Annotated in this window: 13 protein-coding genes, 7 pseudogenes and 1 other annotated feature; of the genes and pseudogenes, 7 read left to right on the top strand and 13 right to left on the bottom strand. The window is 61.5% G+C overall.

Annotated features, from left to right (window positions below; all coding sequences use genetic code 11):
* The first annotated feature begins 138 nt into the window (after positions 1–138).
* Both EOW65_RS19125 and EOW65_RS19120 read left to right on the top strand, forming a co-directional pair.
* A complete protein-coding gene (locus EOW65_RS19125; protein WP_164880166.1) occupies positions 139–1,158 on the top strand; it encodes a glycosyltransferase family 4 protein in 1,020 nt (339 codons plus the stop codon).
* Positions 1,159–1,415: 257 nt separating this feature from the next.
* On the top strand, positions 1,416–1,706 hold the full coding sequence (locus EOW65_RS19120) for a transposase (protein WP_206364106.1): 291 nt from the start codon (positions 1,416–1,418) through the stop codon (positions 1,704–1,706).
* A 23-nt stretch (positions 1,707–1,729) separates the two neighbouring features.
* On the opposite strand, the gene EOW65_RS19115 is transcribed toward EOW65_RS19120, so the two are convergent.
* Positions 1,730–2,647 carry a glycosyltransferase family 2 protein gene (locus EOW65_RS19115; protein ID WP_128152172.1) on the bottom strand — a complete coding sequence of 306 codons (918 nt, stop codon included), beginning with the start codon at positions 2,645–2,647 and terminating at the stop codon, positions 1,730–1,732.
* A 234-nt stretch (positions 2,648–2,881) separates the two neighbouring features.
* Here EOW65_RS19115 and EOW65_RS19110 point away from each other — a divergent pair, with 234 nt between their 5' ends.
* The gene (locus tag EOW65_RS19110) at positions 2,882–3,703 is read left to right on the top strand and encodes a sulfotransferase family protein (RefSeq protein WP_128152170.1); all 822 of its coding nucleotides are present in this window, start codon (positions 2,882–2,884) and stop codon (positions 3,701–3,703) included.
* Between the two features lie 4 nt (positions 3,704–3,707).
* On the opposite strand, the gene EOW65_RS19105 is transcribed toward EOW65_RS19110, so the two are convergent.
* From EOW65_RS19105 to EOW65_RS19090, 4 genes and pseudogenes are all read right to left on the bottom strand, one after another.
* Positions 3,708–5,156 carry an O-antigen polymerase gene (locus EOW65_RS19105; RefSeq protein ID WP_128152168.1) on the bottom strand — a complete coding sequence of 483 codons (1,449 nt, stop codon included), beginning with the start codon at positions 5,154–5,156 and terminating at the stop codon, positions 3,708–3,710.
* The gene (locus tag EOW65_RS19100; protein ID WP_128152166.1) at positions 5,153–6,316 is read right to left on the bottom strand and encodes a glycosyltransferase family 4 protein; all 1,164 of its coding nucleotides are present in this window, start codon (positions 6,314–6,316) and stop codon (positions 5,153–5,155) included. The genes EOW65_RS19105 and EOW65_RS19100 overlap by 4 nt, the downstream gene beginning before the upstream one ends.
* 562 nt (positions 6,317–6,878) lie before the next feature.
* Positions 6,879–7,955: an IS110 family RNA-guided transposase gene (locus tag EOW65_RS19095; RefSeq protein ID WP_128152164.1), complete on the bottom strand. Its 1,077-nt coding sequence runs from the start codon at positions 7,953–7,955 to the stop codon at positions 6,879–6,881.
* Between the two features lie 229 nt (positions 7,956–8,184).
* A pseudogene (locus EOW65_RS19090) lies at positions 8,185–8,304 on the bottom strand (IS3 family transposase); the annotation flags it as partial.
* Here EOW65_RS19090 and EOW65_RS19085 point away from each other — a divergent pair.
* Positions 8,302–8,517 (top strand): annotated as a pseudogene (locus EOW65_RS19085) (transposase domain-containing protein); the annotation flags it as partial. The pseudogenes EOW65_RS19090 and EOW65_RS19085 overlap by 3 nt on opposite strands.
* A 25-nt stretch (positions 8,518–8,542) precedes the next feature.
* Here EOW65_RS19085 and EOW65_RS19080 read toward each other — a convergent pair.
* The 3 genes and pseudogenes from EOW65_RS19080 to EOW65_RS19070 all read right to left on the bottom strand — a co-directional run.
* Positions 8,543–8,850: pseudogene (locus EOW65_RS19080) on the bottom strand (transposase); the annotation flags it as partial.
* Positions 8,851–8,955: 105 nt separating this feature from the next.
* Positions 8,956–10,398 (bottom strand): mannose-1-phosphate guanylyltransferase/mannose-6-phosphate isomerase, encoded by a 1,443-nt coding sequence (locus tag EOW65_RS19075; protein ID WP_128152162.1) that lies wholly within the window; start codon positions 10,396–10,398, stop codon positions 8,956–8,958.
* A gap of 257 nt (positions 10,399–10,655) precedes the next feature.
* On the bottom strand, positions 10,656–12,050 hold the full coding sequence (locus tag EOW65_RS19070; RefSeq protein WP_128152160.1) for a phosphomannomutase: 1,395 nt from the start codon (positions 12,048–12,050) through the stop codon (positions 10,656–10,658).
* A 431-nt stretch (positions 12,051–12,481) separates the two neighbouring features.
* Between EOW65_RS19070 and EOW65_RS19065 the strand changes: the two are divergent.
* Positions 12,482–13,408, top strand: a pseudogene (locus EOW65_RS19065) (IS5 family transposase).
* Between the two features lie 175 nt (positions 13,409–13,583).
* A pseudogene (locus tag EOW65_RS19060) lies at positions 13,584–13,973 on the top strand (IS5 family transposase); the annotation flags it as partial.
* Positions 13,974–13,993: 20 nt separating this feature from the next.
* Here the strand turns inward: EOW65_RS19060 and EOW65_RS19055 are convergent.
* A complete protein-coding gene (locus tag EOW65_RS19055) occupies positions 13,994–16,003 on the bottom strand; it encodes an acyltransferase family protein (RefSeq protein WP_164880165.1) in 2,010 nt (669 codons plus the stop codon).
* Between the two features lie 325 nt (positions 16,004–16,328).
* Here EOW65_RS19055 and EOW65_RS19050 point away from each other — a divergent pair.
* Positions 16,329–16,571, top strand: a pseudogene (locus EOW65_RS19050) (transposase); the annotation flags it as partial.
* A 39-nt stretch (positions 16,572–16,610) separates the two neighbouring features.
* Here EOW65_RS19050 and EOW65_RS19045 read toward each other — a convergent pair.
* The 4 genes and pseudogenes from EOW65_RS19045 to EOW65_RS19025 form a co-directional block, all read right to left on the bottom strand.
* Positions 16,611–17,839 (bottom strand): IS3 family transposase gene (locus EOW65_RS19045; RefSeq protein WP_128152156.1). Its coding sequence is split into 2 segments (ribosomal slippage): positions 16,611–17,551 and positions 17,551–17,839, totalling 1,230 coding nucleotides; the frame shifts between segments, so codons are not numbered across the junction.
* Positions 17,442–17,558: a sequence feature (AL1L pseudoknot), on the bottom strand. Its footprint overlaps the gene before it by 117 nt.
* Before the next feature lie 109 nt (positions 17,840–17,948).
* Positions 17,949–18,282, bottom strand: a pseudogene (locus EOW65_RS20330) (hypothetical protein); the annotation flags it as partial.
* Between the two features lie 100 nt (positions 18,283–18,382).
* Complete coding sequence (locus tag EOW65_RS19030; RefSeq protein ID WP_240664798.1) at positions 18,383–20,446, bottom strand: GumC family protein; 2,064 nt, start codon at positions 20,444–20,446, stop codon at positions 18,383–18,385.
* An 88-nt stretch (positions 20,447–20,534) separates the two neighbouring features.
* Positions 20,535–21,275, bottom strand: coding sequence for a metallophosphoesterase (locus EOW65_RS19025; RefSeq protein ID WP_128152152.1), 741 nt, complete (start codon positions 21,273–21,275; stop codon positions 20,535–20,537).
* Between the last annotated feature and the right edge of the window lie 271 nt (positions 21,276–21,546).

Below are 21,546 nucleotides of genomic sequence, written 5' to 3'. Positions count from 1 at the left end.
AGCGCTGTGCAATTTGATTGGGGAAGATTGCGTATGATACGTGACGGCTTGGATAACGCGATCACGCAGCGGCGGCGTTTGTGGTTCATTGGCCAGTTACCGCCCCCGGTCAATGGCCAGAACGTGTTCAACGGACACATGGCGGAACGTTTTGCCAGCTATACCGATCTGCACGTTCTGCCTTTGGGGGCGGATGTGGGGGCCAAGCTGTGGCGGGCGGTGGTGAACCCGCTGCGGCTGCTCTTGAGGCTGCGCCGTGACGACCTCGTTTATGGCTCGTTACCAGGGCAACTAGGGGCGTGGCTGTTCTTGCCCACGGTTCTGGTGCTGCGGCTGCGTCGCCATGTCTTCTATCTGCACCACCACAGCTTTCGCGCCGTTGCCATCGGCCCCTTGCGGGCGATCGCGCTGATCGAGCGGCTCGGCGGGGCCTGGCTGCGCCACATCATGCTCTGCGAACGGATGCGCGACGGCTTCGCCGCGCTCTATGCTAAGGGGCGCAGCGATCACATCCGGGTCATGCCCAATGCCGCGCTCTATTCCGCCGTGGAACGGGGCGAGATCGCGCCGCGCGCGGGCGAGGTCCGCTTCGGCCATATGAGCGTGATGACCGAGGAGAAGGGGGTTCCGTATCTGCTCGATCTCTGGGCCGCGCTTCTGGCGCAGGGCTGCGAAGGCAGGCTGATCCTTGCCGGGCCGATCCCCGATCCGGGGCTGCGCGCCCGCGTCGAGGCCGCGGTTGCCGCCCATGCCGGACGGATCGAGTGGCGCGGGCCGCTTTCGGGCGCGCCCAAGCAGCAGTTCTTCGACGAGATCGACCTGTTCGTGCTGCCCACCAAACTGATCGACGAGGCCGATCCGCTGGTCTTGCTGGAGGCCTATGCCCGCGGCGTGGCGGTGCTGGCGCCGGACCGGGGCTGCATTCGCGGCCGGCTGATTTCCGAGGATTGGCTGATGTCGATGGCCCCGGCCGGGGACGTGGCGCTTCTGGCCGGAAAGCTCGCCCAGGTGGTGGCGGAACGGCAGAGCCTCCCTTCGGCCGTTCAGGCCCATTCCGAACGGTTGAACCTAGCGGCCCATGCCGCTGGCGCGGCGCTTTTTGCCGAACTGGGCGCGGGGCCGGAGACGGTTGCCGGGATTCTGGGCACGCCGCGCTGAGCGGGTGCGACCGGGCAGGGGGCTCTGCGCAACGGTGCCCGCCCGCGCAGGGCGCGCAGCCAGCGCCGGGCCCGCGTCGCCTTCCCGCGCCATGGTAATCCCCCATTTTAACGGGGGAGAGAAGTAGACTTCAGTAAGCGGCAAGGAGACCCCGTGGGTTAGCGGCGCGGCCGGTCTGGGATAGGCTGTTGGGGTTGGTCTGACGCCGAGGTTCCATGTCTACGACTAGTTCTGCGCCTATGCCTGCGACTGATAGCTTGCAGCTGGTCGAGGCTGTGATTGAGCGTTTTGACGGAGCACCGGTCGGGGAGCGCCGCCGTTGGTCGGATGAGTTCAAGGCGCAAGCGGTCGCGGCAGCGCTCGAGCCTGGCGTGAACGTTTCCGCGCTGGCGCGGCGCCTGGGGATTTCGCCACCGCAGCTGTTCGGCTGGCGGAAGGCCTTTCTGAAGAAGCAGAACGCAGACGCCCCGGTGGGCACGTCCGCTCCCATGGTGGAGATTGCGGTTGTGACCCACCGCCTGATACAAGTCAACATACATGACCTTTGAGGCCCGTTGCGGGCCTTGCGGGGTTACGCCGACGTGGTGCGAAAGAACCCCTTGTGCATCGCCAGCCGACGCGACCATTTCACACCCAGCCGCGCGTGCTGCAAGCCTAGTTTGTAACCCAGGAATTTCGCCCCGCTCATGGCGGCCGAGCGGAGCGCTGCCCCCGGACGTTTGCGCGAGAGGCAGAAGCGGATCTGATTTAGGGCAATCCGTGCGCCTTCGCCCTCGGGACGCCCGAAAGTCTCCAGAATCCAGCTTTCCATATCGTGAAACACGCCGATGTCGAAATAGCGCGAGAATTCTTCGCGCAGGGTGTAATTGTGCGAATGGCGCACCTTCGCCTCGGCGACGTAGGCGACCTTCCAGCCTTGCTGCAGCATGCGGGCCACCGCATAGGCGTCTTCGCTCAGGATCACCGAATTCGGGAAACCTCCGACTTGGTCCAGCGCGGTGCGGCGATAGGCGGCAAAAGAATTCGAGGCGAAGCATTTGCGTATCCCGACGGGAAAATCGGCCTCCATCGAGGTCACATAGGATTTGGCGGTATAGCTGGTCGCGCGGGCATGTTCGGCAAAGAGATTGGCGTCGCGATGCGGAAGCTGGCGCCCGTAGGCCGCCCCCACGGTAGGATCGTCAAAAGCAGCCACCAGATTGGCGATGGCACGAGGATCGTCGAGGATCGCATCCTGGGTGAGGAAGACGATGATATCGTCATCCACCAATTGCATGGCGTCAGAGCGGGTTCCACCATGGTTGAAAGTGCCCGGCGCGACATCGTGCACGCGAAAGCCGTATTGGAGCGAAAGCGCGCGCGAGCCGTCCTTTGAGCCACTTTCCATGACCAGACGTTCCGACACAGGGGGAACCTGCCCGGCCACTGCCTCAAGGCATTCTCGGTAGCGCTCTCCTCCGTTCCAGACGGGAATGACCAGTGCGACCATTAATTTGGCTCCTCGCTTGATCCGGGCTGCTTGTGGAACGGCCTCACCACTTATTATATACTATTTCATCACGTGGGTGCGGCACAACCACGGAGTGCCGCCGCAGGCCTTGGGCGATTGCTATTGCTCAGCGTGGTGAGCACACGTTACGCTGCAACTGCGAGAGTGGTATGTGATATCGGGCTGAAAGCGCATGCGTGGGTGGCGACGATTTCCGCGAATCAAGGGGAAAACATGACATTACCGAGCTTCCTGCTGATCGGCGCAATGAAGGCTGGAACGACCACGCTTTACGAAGAGCTTTTGCATGTCGGCGGTATCTGGCTTCCCCCGGAGAAAGAGCCCAACGATCTCGCCTTCGAGGCGGTCCAAACCCCCGAGGGCCTTGCGGCCTATCGGCGCAAGTTCGACGGTTGCCCGCCCGGTGTCATGGCCGGTGACGCTTCGACCGCCTATGCGAAGCGCCCGACCTACGAGGGGGTCGCCGAAAGGGCGCGCAGACTGCTTGGTTCAGAGGTCAAGATCATCTACATGACCCGAGACCCGATCCGGCGCATCGTCAGCCAGTATCACCACCTCTGGGGGCTTGAACTGGAACAGCGCCCGCTCAACGAGGCGGTGCTCGAGGATGAAAGCTATGTCGCCTATTCCCGCTACGACTGGCAGCTTGCTCCGTGGCGCGAGACGTTTGGCGATGAGAACGTTCTGGTCGTGAAGTTCGAGGATTTCCTCGCCGACCGTCCCGCCGAGTTTGCCCGCATCTGCCGGTTTCTCGGTGTCGAGGGCGCGGTGCAGCCCTCGGGCACGCATCGCAATGCTTCCGAAGGTGCGCTGGTGGCGGTGGAGGGCACGCTGCTTGGGCGCATTTCCACTTCGCATTTCTACCTTTACCGGATCAAGCCGCTTTTGCCGCGTGGCCTGCGCGACAGGATCCGGTCGCTGATCTTGCCTAAGGCGCGCCCGATGACCGAGAAGCTCGACTATGCCACGCAGAAGCAGCTCGAAGCGGCCTTGGCAGGGGATGCGATTGCGGCTGGTTATCTCAGCGTCAGGTGAAGGGCTACGCATCAACCGCCGTCGCCAGTGGAGACGACCGCCGGTGGCTTGGTTGACGTGCTATGATGTAGCGCAACAGCATATAGGCGAAGAGGAAGGCGAAGAGGTCCATCCCGAACCGAATGGCCGCAAGAGACAGGTTGATATTCGAAAGCCCGACGAAATTGCTCGCAACGATGTAATACAGGACCGGCGCAGTCGGCGTTGCAGATTTCAGAGGGGCGAACGAATTGGCGATCAGGCGCAGACCGAACCCGAACAACGCACTGAACAAGAGAAAACCGAGCCAACCGAAGTTGATATAACCTTCGGCCATAAAAGAGGCGGGGAAGCCGTTGCGGAGCGCACCAATGTGATAGATTTCCTCCTTGATCCGTCGGCCAAGAGCCGTTTCGGGTTTTCCGGGCCATATCGATCTGGGAATCGGCGCGAAGATCCAGGAGGTCAGGGTGCTTCCCAGTTGGTAAGGCATGCGTTCGGGAACGCCGTATAGCACCGCCGTAGTGCTTCCGATGGCGAGGCCGTTTCCGCTTTCGGCCATGGTGAGTAGAGGGTTTTCGATATGGAATCCCGAGGTTCGCCCCTGGTATGCGGAGCGTAGGCCCGTCATGGCCCCAAAGATGAAGGTGGGGATGAGCGCGGCGAGGAGCAGAGAGCGCCACGTCACATTACGAAAGGCAACGAAGACATAGAGTGCGCCGAAAAGGATCTGCAAAAGGCTGCCGCGGCTGCTGGAGAAGAAGGGCAGCGCCGCGGCGAGCAGGAACATCAAGACGAGCAATATCGTGTTGGCGATTCCCAACCGTTTTTTGCGTTGCAGGAAAAAGCCGAGCAGGATCAGGAGCATATATCTCGAAATGTTGGCGAAGAGCTGTGAATACCCCCCACCGGCGTAGACGACTTGACCGTTGGAGATGAATTCGACCGTTCGTTTTCGGCTGATTTCGGAAAGGCTGAAGCCCCCGGTCGCTTTCAGATAGGTCACTAGCGCGAAGAGCGATACGAGAATGCCGATCAGTACGCCGATGGAAACGCCCGCGGCGGAAAAATGTTTCGCACTTGGCAGAAACCTGCGGATTTTGATCCGTTTCGTGGTGAGGGAATAGGTGGTGCCGATGATGAAGAGTGAAAGCATCACCCATAGGGACCCCGTAGCATAATCGTCCACGGTCCAGTCCGCCATGAGAAAGGTTCTGGCCGGGCTATCGCCGAATGCGAGCAGGGCGCTTTGCAGTACCGTTCCGATGATTACGCCGATGAGCAGCAAGTTGAGCGGGTCCGTCACCTTGATCGGGCGTGACAGGAGCGAGGGCACCAACAGGAGCGCCGGCAAGGAGAGCTGGCCGAAACCGAACAAGAGCCAGTTGGATTGCCCCGACGACAGAACCAACGCAAGGAGCGCCGCCAGTAATCCGTATAGGCTCAGCCCCAGATACAGGCCATTCATCTTCATTTTTCACCGTCCTCGCCTGAGCCCTTCGATAGGAGACGGGTATAAGCCGCGACCATCTGCCTGCCTATCACCGGCCAGGCACATTCTTCGGCGGCAAAGCTCAGGGCGGCCTCGGCGCGCGCCTTCGTCGCCTCGTGATCGTCGAAGGCGCGGATGATCTCGTCGGCAATCGCCTCTGCGTTTGGCTCGGCCAGAAGGCCGGTGCGGCCGTGCTCGATCACGTCGGGCAGATCGCCCACGCGCGTTGCGACCAAGGGGGCGCCGGTGGTCATGGCGATCATGGCGACCCCGCTCTGGGTGGCCGTGTGATAGGGTAAAAGGCAAAGCCCGCAACTTCCGAACAGCCGGGCGATGTCTTCTTCGGGCACGCGCGCATTCGAAAGCGTGCAGCCCTCCATGGTGGCGAGCTTGTCCAGCGCCTTGTCCATGGCCTCTGCCATCGCGCTGTCGATACGCTTGAGGCGCTCACCCGTCACCAACAGTGTGGCATCCGGGTGGTGGGCGCGCACCTTGGCGAAGATCTCGGGCAGCATGTCGATGCCCTTGTTCGGCCGCAGCCCCCCGAAGATCAGAATCTGTTTCGAGCCGCTTCGGTCGAAGTAGCGTGCCGCCACACCATATTCGTCGAAAGCGCCGTGACGGATGATCGCCAGCCGGTCGTCGGGCATACCGAAGCCACGCATCTCGGCATAGGCCTGCGGGCCGTGAACATGGATCAGTGCCGCCGTCCTGCGGGTCAGGGCGCGCGCAGGGCCATGATGGCGGCCGGAAAGGCCGGGATGCACCACCGGGTTGTGCTCGGTCACGACCAAGGGCGCCAGCCCCGGCAAAAAGGGGCGCAGCGGCAACATCGCGCCGATACCGCTGCCAACCGGGTCGTGGATCACGTCGGGCCGGAAGGCGCGCAGGATCCGCCAGACCTCGATCAAGGATTTGACCTTGTTCATCTTGCCGTCGAACCGGATCGCATGCGTTGCCATTCCCTCGAGATGCGCCCCCGCACGCGCCCCCTTGAGCAGGCTGTCGGGGGCGATCACCAGAACCTCGGCGTCCGGCTGCTGCGCAACGGCAGCGGCCAGCAAGGCACCATACTCCCCGTGTGGGCCGTCGTTGAGGTTCAAAAAGGCGATTTTGAAATGACGATTTACTTGGCTTTGCATTCGTTTTTTCGTTCCCCTGCGTTTTGAGCACCGTCAAATGCCCCCGCCGGCAATATGCCGGACGAATTTTTCCGTCCGGGATCGGCGCATCCCCCAATGCTCGGCATCGCCCGTTTCCTCGAAATTCGTTTTGCCTCAACTCAAGATACCGGTCGCAGCATGACAGGCAATCTGCAATCCGCTGAAGCGTAGAGGAAATGGGCGTCGAGCGGAAGGCGAGGCGTGTGCGGTGCCGTTCCCACCTATTGATCGCTCGAGCAAAGCTGTCGTCCGGACCATGACCCCGCGGCCGCGTCGTGCCCATTACACCCGAGGAGAAAGCAACTCGGGTGCCTGAGCCGATGCGGGGGCCGGGGACCTGGAGAGGATGCCCGTGCCATGCAAGGAGGTCGAGGCCGAGGGAGATCAGGTCGCCCCCAAGGGGCGAAGCCTGACGCGTTGGCCCAAGAGAGGGGGCGTTGAATAGGCACTGGCAAATATGGTCATGTTGACAAATGGCGGATCCAGAGACGGATCGACGTGATGTCAATGAAGCCGAGGAAGCTTTCCGCCCTTCTAAGAGTCAAGTGGCGATCTGGCATTGGTTGATCTCGCTGTGCCGCCTCATGATGATCCCGAAGACTTCTCGGGCGATATAGCGTTTGAGGCAGCGAATGGCCCCCAGCTTGGAATGGCCCGCTGCGATGCGCCTGGCGACGTAGTCCTGCGAACGTGGGTCCAGCCTCAGGCGCCCGATGGCGATGATGTGGAGCGCGCTATTGGCGGCGCGGTCACCTCCCCTGTTCAACCTGTGCCGCACTGTCTTTCCCGAAGAGGCCGGGACCGGGCTAACGCCGCACAATGCCGCGAAGCTTGCCTCGGATTTCAGCCGATCCGGGTTGTCCCCAGCCGTGAGCAATAGCTGTGCGGCGCTGTTCAGGCCGATGGCCGTTCGGGCGAGCAGCTCCGGGGCCAGATCCTTGACGATGGCCTCGATCATGTCGTCCAGATCGGCCACCTCGTCATGCAGTTCGAGATAACGCCGCGCCAGAGACTTGAGGGCGATGCGGTAGGCTTCCTCGACTTGGCGATATGCCGTGAGATCGGGGCGCCAGGCAGCCAGGGTGCGGATCAGCTGCATCCGCGTCATGGATCGCAACGGCTCCCGGATCCTGTCGGGCGCGCAGACGATCGTCATCTGGATCATCTGCAGGGCAATTCGGCGTGCCTGAACCGCGGTCTTGCGGCAAACCCTCAGAACCCGGAGACTTTCGACCATGCCGTCGCGACTGCGCGGCGTGACGGTGCGGCGCTCGGCAAAGGCTGCATGTGCCGCGCTTTCTGCATCGTAATCGTCGTTCTTGCCACGCCGGCGCCGGTCGAGTTTGTCAGGGGCGGTCACTTCCAGCACCTCGACACCCGTGGCCTGCAGGTAGCGCAGCAGACCGGCACCATAGCTGCCCGAGCACTCGACCCCGACACGGCGCAGGTCGCCGAAGGACCTCATCCAGGCCAGCATCAGGCGATACCCGTGCCGTGTTGTCGGGAAGCTCTCGGTGCCGAGAACACGGTCTCGGTGGTCGACGACGGCAGCGACATGCAAATCCTTGTGCGTATCGACGCCACCGATGACATGAGTTTCTTCTGGCGGTTCGGCCATCCGATCATCCTTTCCTGCGGCACATGAACATTCGTTGCTCGGAAGGATGCAGGGACAGGACAGTCACGGGACCGGATGGTCATGCCCTTCTTGGGTCACGGCAGCACCTTCGAGACAAGGTCCCGCCGCAGGGCGTTCCCGGATGATCGACAGGTCCAGGGAAAGACACGTGTTGGATCGATCGGAGTGAGGGTCAGATCACATGACCTGCCCCCTGCTGGTCCCTCGTTCATAATGAGAGTCTGCAGGTTGGATCTGGGTATTCGGGTTCCTTGTCTGGTGCAAGCGCGCCGGGCGCGGAGCCTTCGAATTGCTCAAGCGCTCGGCGCGCTTGCTGTGGCGTACGGTTGGCCGCAAATCCTGGCTCTTCGCCGGCTCCGAGCGCGGCGGCGACCGCGCCGCCTTCATGTATTCCCTGATCGTCACCGCGAAGATGAACGATGTCGATCCTCAGGCCTGGCTCGCCGATGTCCCGGCCAGACTGCCCGGCACGACGGCTTCTCGGGTGCCGGATCTGCTGACATGGAATTGGAAGGCGTCCGAACTTCGCCGAGCGGCCTAAACCGCGGCCCACGCCGGATGGTTACGACCAGCCTGCAGGCTCGGCGCTGCGAGAGGTCGTGATCCCGCATCACCCGGAGCGCCGCGTCTCGCCGCTTCGTCAATGTCGTCAGCTCTTTCCCAGCAGATCTTTCAAGACGACATTGTCCAGCATGGTGTCCGCCAACAGGCGCTTGAGCTTGGCATTCTCGTCCTCCAGCGCCTTCAGCCTGGCGGCCTCCGACACGTCCATGCCGCCATACTTGGCCTTCAGTTTGTAGAATGTCGCGGTGCTCAGGCCGTGCCTGCGGCACACCTCAGCCGTCGGCATCCCGGCCTCATGTTCCTTGATCATCCCGATTATCTGCGCCTCGGTGAAACGGCTTTTCGCATTCGTCTGCTTCTTCAGAGTTGGCGCAGACTCTACACTACGTTGAGGGATTCCGCGGGGGGCAGGTCACTAGCCCTTTTCGCCCTGCCCTCTGGCATAGACATCCTCGTAGCGGACGATATCGTCCTCGCCCAGATAGACACCGGTCTGGACCTCAATCAGTACCATCGGCACCTTGCCCGGATTCTCCATCCGATGCACAGAACCCAGCGGCACATAGATCGACTGGTTTTCACTGACAAGTGTCACCTTGTCATCCACCGTCACCTTCGCGGTGCCTTCGACCACGATCCAATGTTCCGAACGGTGAAAGTGGCTCTGCAGACTGAGTGAAGCGCCTGGATGTACATGGATGCGTTTGACTTGGAACCGATCGCCAATGACAAGGCTTTCGAACCAGCCCCAGGGGCGGTGGTCGATCGGAAAATGCGTCGCCTGAGGTGCCGCTTTGGCCTTGAGAGCGCTAACGGCCTGTTTCACATCCTGAGCCCGAGACATATCGGCTACCAGCACCGCGTCGTTCATGGCAATCGCAATCACATTCTTCAGCCCGATACCAACAAGCTCCAGTGCCGTGCTGTCGGAACGCAGCAAACTGTTTTCGCAATCGATCGCGATGGCCTCGCCGGTAGTGACTGTTCCGGTTTCGTCCGGGCCGGTCTCGCGCCAGACCGCATCCCACCCCCCGAGATCGGACCAGGCCCCAGCAAAGGGCACGACGCTCAGATTGGTGGCCTTTTCCATCACCGCGTAATCGATGGAAACATTCTCGGCACGGGACCAAGGGTCGGAAGCCAGACGCAGGAAACCAAGATCCGGCTCGGCCCCGTCCACCGCCTTCGAAACCGGCTCCAGCAGGGCGGGAGCACAGGCCTGAAAAGCCGCGACGATGTCGCTGGCGCGGAACAGGAATATTCCGGCATTCCACATGAAATTGCCTGCAGCGAGCATCTCTGCGGCACGCGCCGCGTCGGGTTTTTCCACAAAGCGGCTCAGCGTGACAGGCTGACTAACGCTATCGGGCACGGCGCTCAGCTCCAGATAGCCATAAGCGGTCTCCGGATGGGTGGGGGCGATGCCGAAAGTGACCAGCTGTCCTTCCTGCACCGCTTTCAGCCCGGCTTCGACCGCCGCCTGAAACGCTGCCTTGTCGGGGATCAGATGGTCCGACGGAGCGACCAGCATCACCGCTTCGGGGGCCGATTTGGCCAGATAAAGCGCGGCAGCAAGGACCGCCGGGCCCGTATTACGCCCCTCCGGCTCGATCAGCACCGCGCCTGGATCAATGCCGATGGAGGCAAGCTGTTCGGTGACGATAAAACGAAAATCGGAATTGGTCAGAACCAACGGTCCAGCGAAATCCAGCGCCCCGCCGGTCATCCGCAATACCGAAGATTGGAACAGCGTCTGGTTCCCCACCAGCGGCACGAATTGCTTTGGGTAGGATTTGCGGCTGAGCGGCCAAAGCCGCGTCCCGGAGCCGCCGCAGAGGATGACAGGAGTGATTTTCATGGCAATGCTCCTTTGGGATCGCTTGGGACAGCGCTAGATGCAATCAACGTGCTACAGAAATATGACTTTATGAGCCGCAAGACGAAATATTGAACAGATCATTCGAAGACTTGATCACCTGAGGAATGCCCCACGCTTCTGAATGTCCGTTTTTGCGGCATGCCATGCGTAAGTTGGCGGCGCGTCCATGGCTTGCCTCTTTTTTCCACCTATTCCACGATGACTTGCCCTGTATCGGAAGGCTCCAGTGGGGACAATCACGCAAGAGCCTTCCCCGCGCCGCATTGCAGGCGCCGCTGCAGCAACGCAAGCCCCGCCATCAATGCATCAGTCAGTCGCTCGCGAGTGTCAGCCTCCACATAGAGCCGCAATTCTGGCGCATTACCCGAAGGGCGAACGTGGAAAATGCGGCTATCCGTCGTGGTCATCCGCACGCCGTCGGCCAAGTCGCACCCCGCTTCCACGGCGCCCAGCTGGCCAAGGAAGTCAGAGCGCGCGGCCTTGCTCGAAGCAAGCTCCGCCACAAGGGCACGCATCGCCGCCTCCGGGAGCTCCTGCAGCCGGTCGGTGGCAGTGAACCGGGCCGGCTCTGCCTCCACCAGCGCCGACACCCCGCCGGGTCCGGCCTGCGCCAGGACCGCCAGAAGCGGCAACACCGCGTCCCGGGTGACAAGCGGCGCAATGGTCCCGCTCGGCCCCGCCGCCTCGAAGCCAAGCAGAAAGCCGCCATTGGCCTCGTAGCCACAGACGCGCCCGCCCGCCTCTTCCATCCCCGCAATCACATAAGGAGAACCGATTCGGGTCCGTATGACCCGGACAAAGCCCTTTTCCGTCACCGCACTATTCGAGGAGATCGGGGTCACCACCGTCTCGGCCCCAAGTGCCGCGCAGGTGATTTGGCCCAGCACGTCGCCCGGCACCACGCGCCCGGCCTGGTCGGTCAGGAGCGGGCGGTCGGCATCGCCATCGGTCGAGACGATGGCATCAAGCCCATGCTCTGCCGCCCAGCCAGCAAGCGCGGCGCGGGTCTCCGCGCTGACAGCCTCGGTATCGACAGGGATGAAGATGTGGGAGCGGCCCAGGTCAAGCACCTGTGCACCGCAGCCCTGCAATATCTCGCTCAGCAGATCGCGTCCGACAGAGCTATGCGCATAGACCCCGATACGCTGCCCCGCGAGAGCCCCAGCGTAGGCTGCGACGTATCGCGACACATAGGTGGCACCGGGCTCCTCTGCCAAGGCCCGCCCCCCCCTTCGCACAGCAGTTGCCGGCTGCCCGAGTGCTGCCACAATGCGCGCTTCGTCCGCCTTGGTGATCTCCCCGGCGAGGGTATAGAACTTCAGCCCGTTGCGATCTGCCGGAATATGGCTTCCGGTGATCATGATCGCCCCGGCCCTCGCTTTGAGCGCCGAAAGGGCCAAAGCCGGCGTTGGTATCGGTCCGGTCCGCACCACATTCAGGCCCGCAGCCAAGGCCGCTGTTTCGACCATGGTGGCGATGTCCGGCGAAGACGGCCGCAAATCCTCTCCGATCCAGAGCGTTTCACCCAGATCACAACTGGCGGCGAAAGCATTGACATGATCGCTGACGCAGGCGTCGGTTAGCTCGACCACCAGTCCGCGCAACCCGCTTGTTCCAAATTTCGGTGCCATCCAATCCTCTGACCCTGAAAATTTTAACTGATGGTAGAGCAGTCGAAGCCCAATGGAAACGGTCCGTCTCCACCGCTCAGGCGGAAGACCGCTGCATCGCCACTTCGGCCAGGCTCTGATGCTGTAACCGCCCCCCCGACGGCATCTGTGTGCCAAGGTGGGTCTGCGAGGATCCACAAAGGAGAGCGGTCATGTCGGAGGTGACCTGCCACGGGATTTTTCCTCCACCGTCGATTAGAGTCCGGCCCAACTTGAGGACGGACAATGAAGCGAACGAGATTCACGGACGAGCAGATCATCGGCATCCTGACCAAGCACGGTCGACGTATACGTCGACGGCGCAAAGTGCGCGGATCTGTGCCGCGGCGTTGTTGCATAAGTCAGATCAGGAAGGATTCACCTTGCGAATCCCATAGGTTAAGAGTCTTGGCATGAACAAGCCTGAACCTGCCCGCTACCGCACGACGAACTGGAAATCCTACAACGAAGCGCTGAAGCGACGCGGGTCGCTGCAGATCTGGCTCGACAAGGACATGGTGTGGCTGGCGCCCAAGGCGGGTCGCACTGGCCGACCGCCGGTGTTCTCCGATGCAGCGATCCAGTTCTGTTTGATGGTGAAGGTGCTATTCGGCCTGCCGCTTCGGCAAACGACCGGGATGGTGTCGAGCATCCTGCAAATGGCCGGGCTGGATTGGCCTGTCCCCGACTTTTCCCCCCTGAGCCGTCGGCAAAAAACCATCACTGTCGAGGTCTCGATCCGTCGCGCGGCAGGCCCCCTCAACCTGTTGGTCGACAGCACAGGGATCAAGTTCCTGGGTGATGGCGAATGGCTGGCCCGCAAACACGGCAAACATCGCAGACGCCAATACCGCAAGGTCCATTTGGCGATGGACACGGGCTCGGGCGACATCGTGGCCGTTGAATTCACCTCAAGCCGCGAGGGCGACAGCCCTGTCCTTCCGGACCTCCTGGACCAGATCGCGCCGGATTAGGAGATCGGCACCGTGACGGGCGATGGGGCCTTTGACACCCGCCGCTGCCATGCCGCGATCCTCGCGCGGGGCGGCACCGCGATCATTCCCATCCGCAAGAATGGACGCTTCTGGAAAGAGGACTGCCCTGCTGCGAGCGCCCGCAATGACATCCTGCGCGTCACCCGACTCCTCGGGCGGACGATCTGGAAGCGGTGGTCCGGCTACCATGTCCGAAGTCGCATCGAGGCGAAGATGCGCGGTCTCAAATCATTCGGAGAAAGGATCGCCTCACGAGCCCCCGACCGCCAGACCGCCGAAATCCGCATCGCCCTCATGAACCGCTTCAACGCCCTCGGCCAAGCCGAGATCGAACGCGTTGCCTGAGCCTACGGGGGGAAGGGTACGCTCGTCTCAAAAACGACTTCTGCAACAACGCCCATCCGGGTCGCCCTTATCAATCGCTTCAACGCGCTAGGCACCGCCGAGGTCGTCCGCGTGGCCTGAGCCAGAGCGGGAAAGCGGTACTCATGCCTCAGCACGCCTTTCTGTAACAACGCCGATGAACACCAAACTGCACGCCGTTGCCGATGCCAAGGGGCGCCCGATCGGGTTCTTCATGTCGGCCGGTCAGGTCAGCGATTACACCGGCGCGGCAGCGCTGCTGGGCAGCATGCCGAAGGCTGGAGGGCAGCTGGCCGATCGGGGTTATGATGCCGATTGGTTCAGAGAAGCGTTGAAAGACAAGGGGATAAAGGTCTGCATCCCGGGCCGGAAGTCCCGCAAGAAGGCCGTGAAATACGACAAGCGGCGCTACAAACGGCGCAACCGCATCGAGATCATGTTCGGCCGTCTCAAGGACTGGCGGCGTGTTGCAACCCGATACGACCGGTGCCAGGAAACCTTCTTCTCTGCCATCATGCTCGCCGCGACCGTCTTGTTCTGGCTATGATCCGAGAACGAGTCCTGAGTCTACTGCGACAACGCCTCTGCCAACACCGGCGCCAAAAGTGTGGAGGTCGCCCCAGTCAGGTGACCGCGGTCCACACGCGTGACGAGACCCGATGCAAATACCGGACAGCGGTCATCGAAACAGAACCACGACCGTGTCGGAACATAATGCGCATTCGCAAAATCCTGTGCGGCGGCGCTTTCGGCTTCCGATTTGAGCTTGTGTCGTTCAGAAACTGTCCCGATGCAATCACTCGGCGACGAAAAGCGCCCCGCGCATTCGAGCGGGTTTTCGCCCCAAGGCGGATTCTCCAAAACCACTATTCGCCCAACATCGGCAAGCTTCGCAAAGGTCCGCTTCGTTCCTTCTTCCCATGCTTGCGCGGCTTCCAGCAAAGGCAGGCCGGTGTAAGTCAATCCGGATTCCGAGCCAGACAAGAAAACGATTTCCGGTTTCATCTTCTGGAGCAGGGCAAACATGTCTGCCCTGCGGTTCCGGCAGGCAGTGGTGAACACCGGGCTTCCGGAGGCATCGCTCGCATCGACATCGAAAAGCGGGCAGTTGGAAAAGGTGATGGCCGTAACATCCCAGCCCTGCGTGCGCGCCGCCCCCTCGATCGCAGGCACCCAGCTCGCAGTGATGGAATCGCCGATGACGGCGACAGGAATGGTGCCATATGTGGCTCGGCAGGTCTTCCAAGGGGCGCCCAACATCGGCGATTGGCGGCAGGTGGTCATTGCTTCAGCGAATTGGTTTTCCGACATCGTCGCCAATTGCGCGCTGATCTCCGGTGGCCAGGCCGTTGCCGCAAGAGCGGTGCGGACATCGGCTTTACGCTGTTCCATCGAGGCCAGCGGGGCGGCTTCGAACTGATGAAAACTGTTGAGACGCGTCAGCCAAGGGTTCGCCGAGCGCACCGCACCGGGCCCGTAGAGTTGCACCAAGGCAAACACGACGATCCCGAAAAGGGCTGAGAGGCTGACCGAAAGCTCGGCCTTGAAGGGCCACTTCCTTCGTTTTCCGGTTTGCAGAAACCGGCTTTCGAGAACGGCACGTTCGACGAAGAGATAGGACAGCCACGACAAAGCCAGCATGATCGGCAGCGTCGCGAGCTTGATCTGCCACGTTTCTCCAAATTGTTTGGCAAAAACCAGCACCGGGAAGTGCCACAGATAGAGACTATAGGAAACTTTGCCCAGCCATTGCGACAGCGCGTTGCCAAGCAGGCTGAGCCTTCCAACTGGCGCATTGGCCCAGATCACCGCCATCGCGCCGATGACCGCCAGACCAACCGTCGGAACCGGGATCAGCCAGGCCGGGGAGACGACGATGGCGGACAGGATGATCACTCCGGCCCCGGCGAGCGAGACCGCCCGGCGCCTCTTCGCAGAGAGTCGGCGTTCTGCACCGGCCTGCTTTGCTTCGGAAATGGCCAGTAGCGCTCCGGCCAACAGTTCCCATGCCCGTGCCCCGGTGTCGAAATAGGCCGATACCGGCGCGGACAGCGTATGCCAAAGACCCCACGCAAGGCTCACGGCAATCAGGGCAAGAACCGAAAGAAACAGGGCCCTGCGCGAGTGCATGAACCTAGTCAACCCCAGAAGCAACAGTGGCCAGATGGTGTAGAACTGCTCTTCGATCGACAGCGACCAGTAGTGTTGGAACGGAGAAACCGCTGCCTGCTGTTGCAGGTAGTCGGTTCCGATCGCCATGAAATGGAAGTTCGATACGAAAAGCATCGCGCTGAGTGCATCAAGCGAGGCCTGAATCGCCCTTGGCGGAAACCAGAGCAAGAACGAGACGAGCACCGTTGCGAGCGCGACGACGAAAGCGACCGGGAAGATCCGCCGAATGCGCCGGAGGTAAAAGTCGCGGAAGGACAGGGTGCCGGTGGTCTCGACTTGGCGCAGAATATGCGCGGAAATGAGGTATCCAGAGATGACATAGAACACGTCTACGCCCATGAAGCCGCCGCTTGGCCAGGTAAAGACGTGATCCAGAACGACAAGGACGACTGCGATGGCGCGCAAGCCCTGTATATCGAGCCGAAATACTGATTCCGGTCTCCCGGGCTTAACTCTGGAAAAAGATTCAGATCCGCTCTGTATATGCATTCCAAGACTTTTCCGGTGTCACGTCCGAGCGAGTAGCACGGCGATCTTTTGAACATATTGTGAGTGTAGAAGCTATTGTTATGCTGGTCTCGCCGCAAGCGCAATGCCGCACTTGCGAAGGGAAGGCCTGCATTCCGGCAGGTTTTTCGATGTGGACCGCAGCGAGACGGAGGGGACCTAGGTCGTGTTGACAAAAGGGATTCCCCTCGGGGGCAGGGCATGATTCAAGCTGGCATCTGCGATGGAGACCCGCTTGGCACGAGACCTTATGTCGGACGAGGAATGGGCGTTCTTTGAGCGCTTCATCCTCGCCGTCCGCGCCCCGAACGGACGCAAAGCCACCAACCACCGCCTCGTCCTTGATGGGATTTTCTGGATTGCCCGAACCGGAGCGCCATGGCGGGACCTACCTAGCGAGTTCGGCAAATGGTCAAGCGTTTACCGACAGTTCCGACGCTGGACACTGGCGGGCCTCTGGGAGGACTGAACCGCTCCGGGTTTGCCGGAGGCTGATTGACGTTAGTTACGCGGCCATGGCTTCAGTTTCCAGAGCTGCATAGAAGTTGGCCTCGGCTTCTGCGGGCGGGATGTTCCCGATGGGCTCGAGAAGACGACTGTTGTTGAACCAGTCCACCCATTCGAGCGTCGCGTATTCCACGGCTTCCAAGCTGCGCCATGGGCCGCAGCGGTGGATGACCTCGGCCTTGAACAGGCCATTGATCGTTTCGGCCAAGGCGTTGTCGTAACTGTCGCCGACGCTGCCCACCGAGGGTTCGATACCGGCCTCCGCCAAGCGCTCCGTGTAGCGAATGGACAGGTATTGCGAGCCCCTGTCGCTGTGGTGAACCAGCCCCATGCCTTTTCCGGGGCGACGATCATGCACCGCCTGTTCCAGGGCATCGAGAACGAACCCCGCATGCGCCGAGCTGCTGACGCGCCACCCAACGATCTTGCGAGCATAAGCATCGATGACGAAGGCGACATAGACGAAACCCTTCCAAGTGGCGACATAGGTGAAATCCGACACCCACAACATGTTCGGTGCCGGAACACGGAACTGGCGGTTTACCTTGTCCAGTGGACACGGCGCCTTCTTGTCGGGGATCGTCGTCCGATGCGGCTTGCCCCTGATAATACCTTGAATACCCATGCTCTTCATCAACCTGTCGACCGTGCAGCGGGCGACATCGAAGCCCTCGCGGCGCAGCTGGTGCCAGATCTTGCGCACGCCGTAGACTCGCCAGTTCTCTTCGAAAACACGGCGGATCTCGGGGCGCAGGGCTTCATCGAGGCGGGCGCGGTCCGACAGGCGAGCTGGATCAGCCCGCTTCGCCAGATGATCATAGTAGGTGGATGGGGCGATCGGCAGCACGTCGCAGATCGGCTCGACCCCGTGCGCATCTCGGTGCGCGTCGATGAAACCCACCATCACTTCGACCGGCGGTCGAGCTCCGCCATCGCAAAATACGCTGACGCCTTGCGAAGGATCTCGTTCGCCAGGCGCAACTCGCGGTTCTCACGTTCCAGCGCCTTCATCTTCTCGGCCATCTCGATTGAGACGCCCGGACGTTTGCCGCTATCAACCTCGGCCTTCTTGACCCAATCGTTCAGGGTCTGCGGCGCACAGCCGATCTTCGCCGAAATCGACATGATCGCCTGCCATCGCGATCCATGCTGACCCTCGTTGTCCAGGACCAGCCGCACCGCGCGTTCACGCACTTCCGGAGAAAACTTGTTCGTTGTCTTGCTCATGATGCTCCACCTTACTCAGGAGTTGGAGCCTCCGGCAAACCCGGCGCGGTTCAGATCTCCTGCCTTGGAACTTCAAACCGTCAAGCTGATCACGAGTGGGGCCAAGACGCCGCTTACGGTGCGGGATGGAGGGCTGAAGGGCATAGAGGCAGTCATCAAGCGGCGGCAGCGTGTGGCGCCGAAACGCGACGATGGCCGCCTCCTCAGCCTCGGTGAGGACCGTCGAACGAGGCTCCGTTGGGCCGGTCTTGAGATCATCGACCGTCTGCCGTTTACGCCACTTCGCAACCGTCTTGGGATTGATCCCGAGCTCCCGGCTCAACGTCGCGAGCGAAGCTTGCGATCATTCGAGCCAGCCCTCGGACCAGTGACGGGCAGACCCTCATTATTGCTGCTCTGACGGCGTGCGTGGTCGTGGCGCTTCCGTGACGAACTTGTCCCATAGGGCATCCTTCCATTCCTTCGAAAGGATCACACCATCAAACCGTGGGATTAAACACCTAGCGCAACCAAGCCCAGCCATCCAGCCATGCGGGCAGTGACTCAGCCCTTGTAATACTTCGCTCCATAGCCCGAGTAAGCGCCATAGCTACCGTATTTGCCACCGTAGCCGTAGCGCTTCATCTGCTCGCCGTCGATCTGGCTGAGTATGAGACCAGCAACCCGTTGCTGAACCGTTTCAAACATCTGCAGCGCCTCAGCCACTTGGCCGTGACTAGTGGCATTCCACTTCACTGAGAACAGCACTGCATCCGCCACTTGGGCGATGATACGCGCATCCGGCACGACAAGGACCGGCGGCGTATCAATGATGATGTAATCGTAGAGTGAACGCGCCTTCCGGATGAACTCGTGCCAAGCGTCGGACATGAAGAGATCGGCCGCATTGATCGCGGACCGTTCCCCCATGATCACCGAAATCCCCAGCTCGGCCGGGCGCAGGATCGCCTCTTCCAGCGTCGCCTCGCCCGACAGGACCGAGACCAGCCCCTTGGTCTTCTGCCCCTGCGCCGAGAAATACTGCCCAAGCGTGTTGCGGCGGATGTCGCCCTCGATCAGCAGGACAGACTTGCCGATGCCCACGAGGTTCATCGCAAGCGCCAGAGAGTTCGTCGTCTTGCCCTCGCCCGGGATCGAAGAGGTCGAGACGATCACCTGCGGCGGATGGTCGACATTCGAAAGCAGCACCGAGGTGCGCAGGTTGCGCACCGCCTCCACCGCCGCCGAAGAGGTCTTGCTCGCCAGATAGGCCAGGATTTCCGCGCGCTCTTTGCCGGGGATGACCGGAATCTGCCCCATCACCGCCACACCGGTCTCTTCCTCGAGCTGACGCGCGGTCCGGAAGCCGCTGTTCAGCGCTTCGCGGACCAGCACTAGCCCCACACCGGCAAACATGCCAAGCGCGACACACATCGCGATGATCAGGCTCTTGCGCGGTGCCGTCGGAATCGAGGGGATGACGGCCATCGACAGCACGCGGCTGTCCGCCTGCTGGATACCCTGCTGCGCGGAGGTCTCCTTCAGGCGACCGAGGAAGTATTCATAGAGCGTGCGGCTTGCCTCGGCCTCGCGCGTGAGCTGCTGCAACTGGATCATGTCGTCGCCCTGCTTCGCGATCTGCCGACCCAGCGTTTCTTGGGACCGCTCCAACGCCGAGCGCTGATCGGTCGCCCGAGCCGCATCAAGCTCCGCCCGCGCCAGAACCTGGGCGAAACGTGCATCGAATTCCGCGCCTCCCGGCTCCTGCCGGATTAGCTGGGCATCCTGCGCGGCTGCGAGCCTGGCCTCGGGCGTGTCGGCGGCCTTCAGCGCCGCCACGCGCGTCTGCGCCGCCACCTCCTGCGCCTTGCCCTGCTCGATTCGCTCACGGATATCCTTAAGCTGCACTTCGAGCGAGGCTAGCATCTCGGGAGACACGAGCGTGGTCGCAGAATTAAAGGATTTTACCTTCTCCTCGGCCGCCTCGAGATCGCTTTTCAGTTCGGCAACACGGTTTGTCAGCCAAGCCGTCGCCTGCTCCGTGGCGTCGAACTTCACCTCGATCTGATTGAGAATGTAACGCTTGGCGATAGCGTCGGCGATCATCGCGGCCTTTTGCGGATCTTGCGACTGGACCGCGATCTCGAAGACATAGCTCGAGGGAACATTGCGCACCGAAAGGTGGTCGAGCAGCGCATCCACCACCCCCGCCTTCGAGGTCTCGGTCTGGATCTGCGCCCCGAACAGCCACTTGAGACGCGCTCGCAACGATGGCGGACGAAGCGCTGTATTGAATTCCGGATCGGCGGCGAGATTTGTCTCATCCACGACCTTTTCGGCTAGGCCGCGCGATCTGAGCACCTCGACTTCGGTATTCAGCTCGTCGGAATCACCGGTAATTCCGCTCATCACGCCTTGCAAATCAACGACCTGGTTCTTGCGCGTGTCGAGCACCACCACCGATTGGGCCGTATAAATTGGTGTCGCGAGGCCATAGGCATAGATCAGGCCAAGACCGATCATCAGAACGGTCACGGCGGCAATCACCCGCCAGCCCGCGCGCAGAGACTGAACCAATTGCGCCAGATCGATTGCGTCATCACCGCCGTCGGCTCGCACATCAGCCATGGGGATTCTATTCATATTCATTCTGCCGCAGCCATCTCGATATAGTCACTATGTTTTGTGAAGCCCGCCCCAGAAGATTGCAAGCACCTCAGCGAAGTTCGCTTAAGAAACGAACATGTCCGGCGGAAATAATCGCACAACTCAGGGCTCCGCCGGCGAAAGCACCGGTGTCGACTGAGATAACTCCATCTGCGGCGACCGGCTCCGGAACGATACTGTGGCCATGCACCACCCAGATCCCATCGGTGCGCCTACGGCGCCCGAAATCCGGACAGCCCCAGGTGAGCGCCTCGCCGCTCTGCTGGGCAATCGGCCGCCAAGGATCCGCACCGGCGTGGGTCACCGCGACATTGCCGCTGACCACCAACCGTGGCTGGCTGCGCAGCCAGCGCTCCAAGTCGGCCCCAAGCGCCGCGCGCAGCCGGTCCCGCAAAGCTAGGCACTCCGCGGAGTTCAATACCGCCCCCGGCGGGGCAATCCCAAAGCTCGCCAATGTCTGCATCCCCCCATTGCGCAACCAGCGCGCGAGATCCACCTCGCCGCCCCCTGAGGAACCGAGAAAACGTAACAACATTTCCTCATGATTTCCCAGTATTACGGTCACGTCCTCACGCCGCGAATAAGCGAGGCGCAACACTTCCGCGCTGGCTTCACCGCGATCGATCAGATCACCGACACAGATCAGCCGAGCATCAGGGCTCTGTTGCCGGATCCTGGCGAGCAGCCGCTCAAACAGCTCGAGCTCGCCATGCACATCACCAATCACGGCCAGTGTCGTCTCCGGCTGCGGCGGAGGAAAGGGGGTGGCCTGCGCCTGAACGGGCCGCATGATGGGGCGCCCCCTCGTCAACCCGAGATGTAGGAGAAGCTTCCGCATGTCCGTTCCCTGTCCTTGTAATGTTCGGCAGCTTGGCAAGCTGTGAGCAGCGGGCTGACACGCCTAAGGCAAGTCCAATCCCCCCAAAAGCATCTTTTAACAGGTTGCTGAATTAATCTGATGCGTGGAACGGTTTCCCTTGGCAGGCTGGCCGAAGCAGGTTCGTTGCGGAGGTTCGGTGTACTTGGGCGCCACCATTCGGCCTCATGCGGTCAGCAACCGC

This window comes from Paenirhodobacter ferrireducens (genome assembly GCF_004022265.1).
GTDB classification, from domain to species: domain Bacteria; phylum Pseudomonadota; class Alphaproteobacteria; order Rhodobacterales; family Rhodobacteraceae; genus Rhodobacter; species Rhodobacter ferrireducens.
This window is presented reverse-complemented; position numbering and strand designations above follow the sequence as displayed.

Excerpts from the sequence above, each read along its gene's own strand:
- EOW65_RS19030 (WP_240664798.1), bottom strand. The coding sequence starts at position 20,446 with ATGGCTGATGTGCGAGCCGACGGCGGTGATGACGCAATCGATCTGGCG.
- EOW65_RS19110 (WP_128152170.1), top strand. The coding sequence starts at position 2,882 with ATGACATTACCGAGCTTCCTGCTGATCGGCGCAATGAAGGCTGGAACG.
- EOW65_RS19100 (WP_128152166.1), bottom strand. The coding sequence starts at position 6,316 with ATGCAAAGCCAAGTAAATCGTCATTTCAAAATCGCCTTTTTGAACCTC.
- EOW65_RS19095 (WP_128152164.1), bottom strand. The coding sequence starts at position 7,955 with ATGGCCGAACCGCCAGAAGAAACTCATGTCATCGGTGGCGTCGATACG.
- EOW65_RS19115 (WP_128152172.1), bottom strand. The coding sequence starts at position 2,647 with ATGGTCGCACTGGTCATTCCCGTCTGGAACGGAGGAGAGCGCTACCGA.
- EOW65_RS19105 (WP_128152168.1), bottom strand. The coding sequence starts at position 5,156 with ATGAAGATGAATGGCCTGTATCTGGGGCTGAGCCTATACGGATTACTG.
- EOW65_RS19075 (WP_128152162.1), bottom strand. The coding sequence starts at position 10,398 with ATGAAAATCACTCCTGTCATCCTCTGCGGCGGCTCCGGGACGCGGCTT.
- EOW65_RS19125 (WP_164880166.1), top strand. The coding sequence starts at position 139 with ATGGCGGAACGTTTTGCCAGCTATACCGATCTGCACGTTCTGCCTTTG.
- EOW65_RS19025 (WP_128152152.1), bottom strand. The coding sequence starts at position 21,275 with ATGCGGCCCGTTCAGGCGCAGGCCACCCCCTTTCCTCCGCCGCAGCCG.
- EOW65_RS19070 (WP_128152160.1), bottom strand. The coding sequence starts at position 12,050 with ATGGCACCGAAATTTGGAACAAGCGGGTTGCGCGGACTGGTGGTCGAG.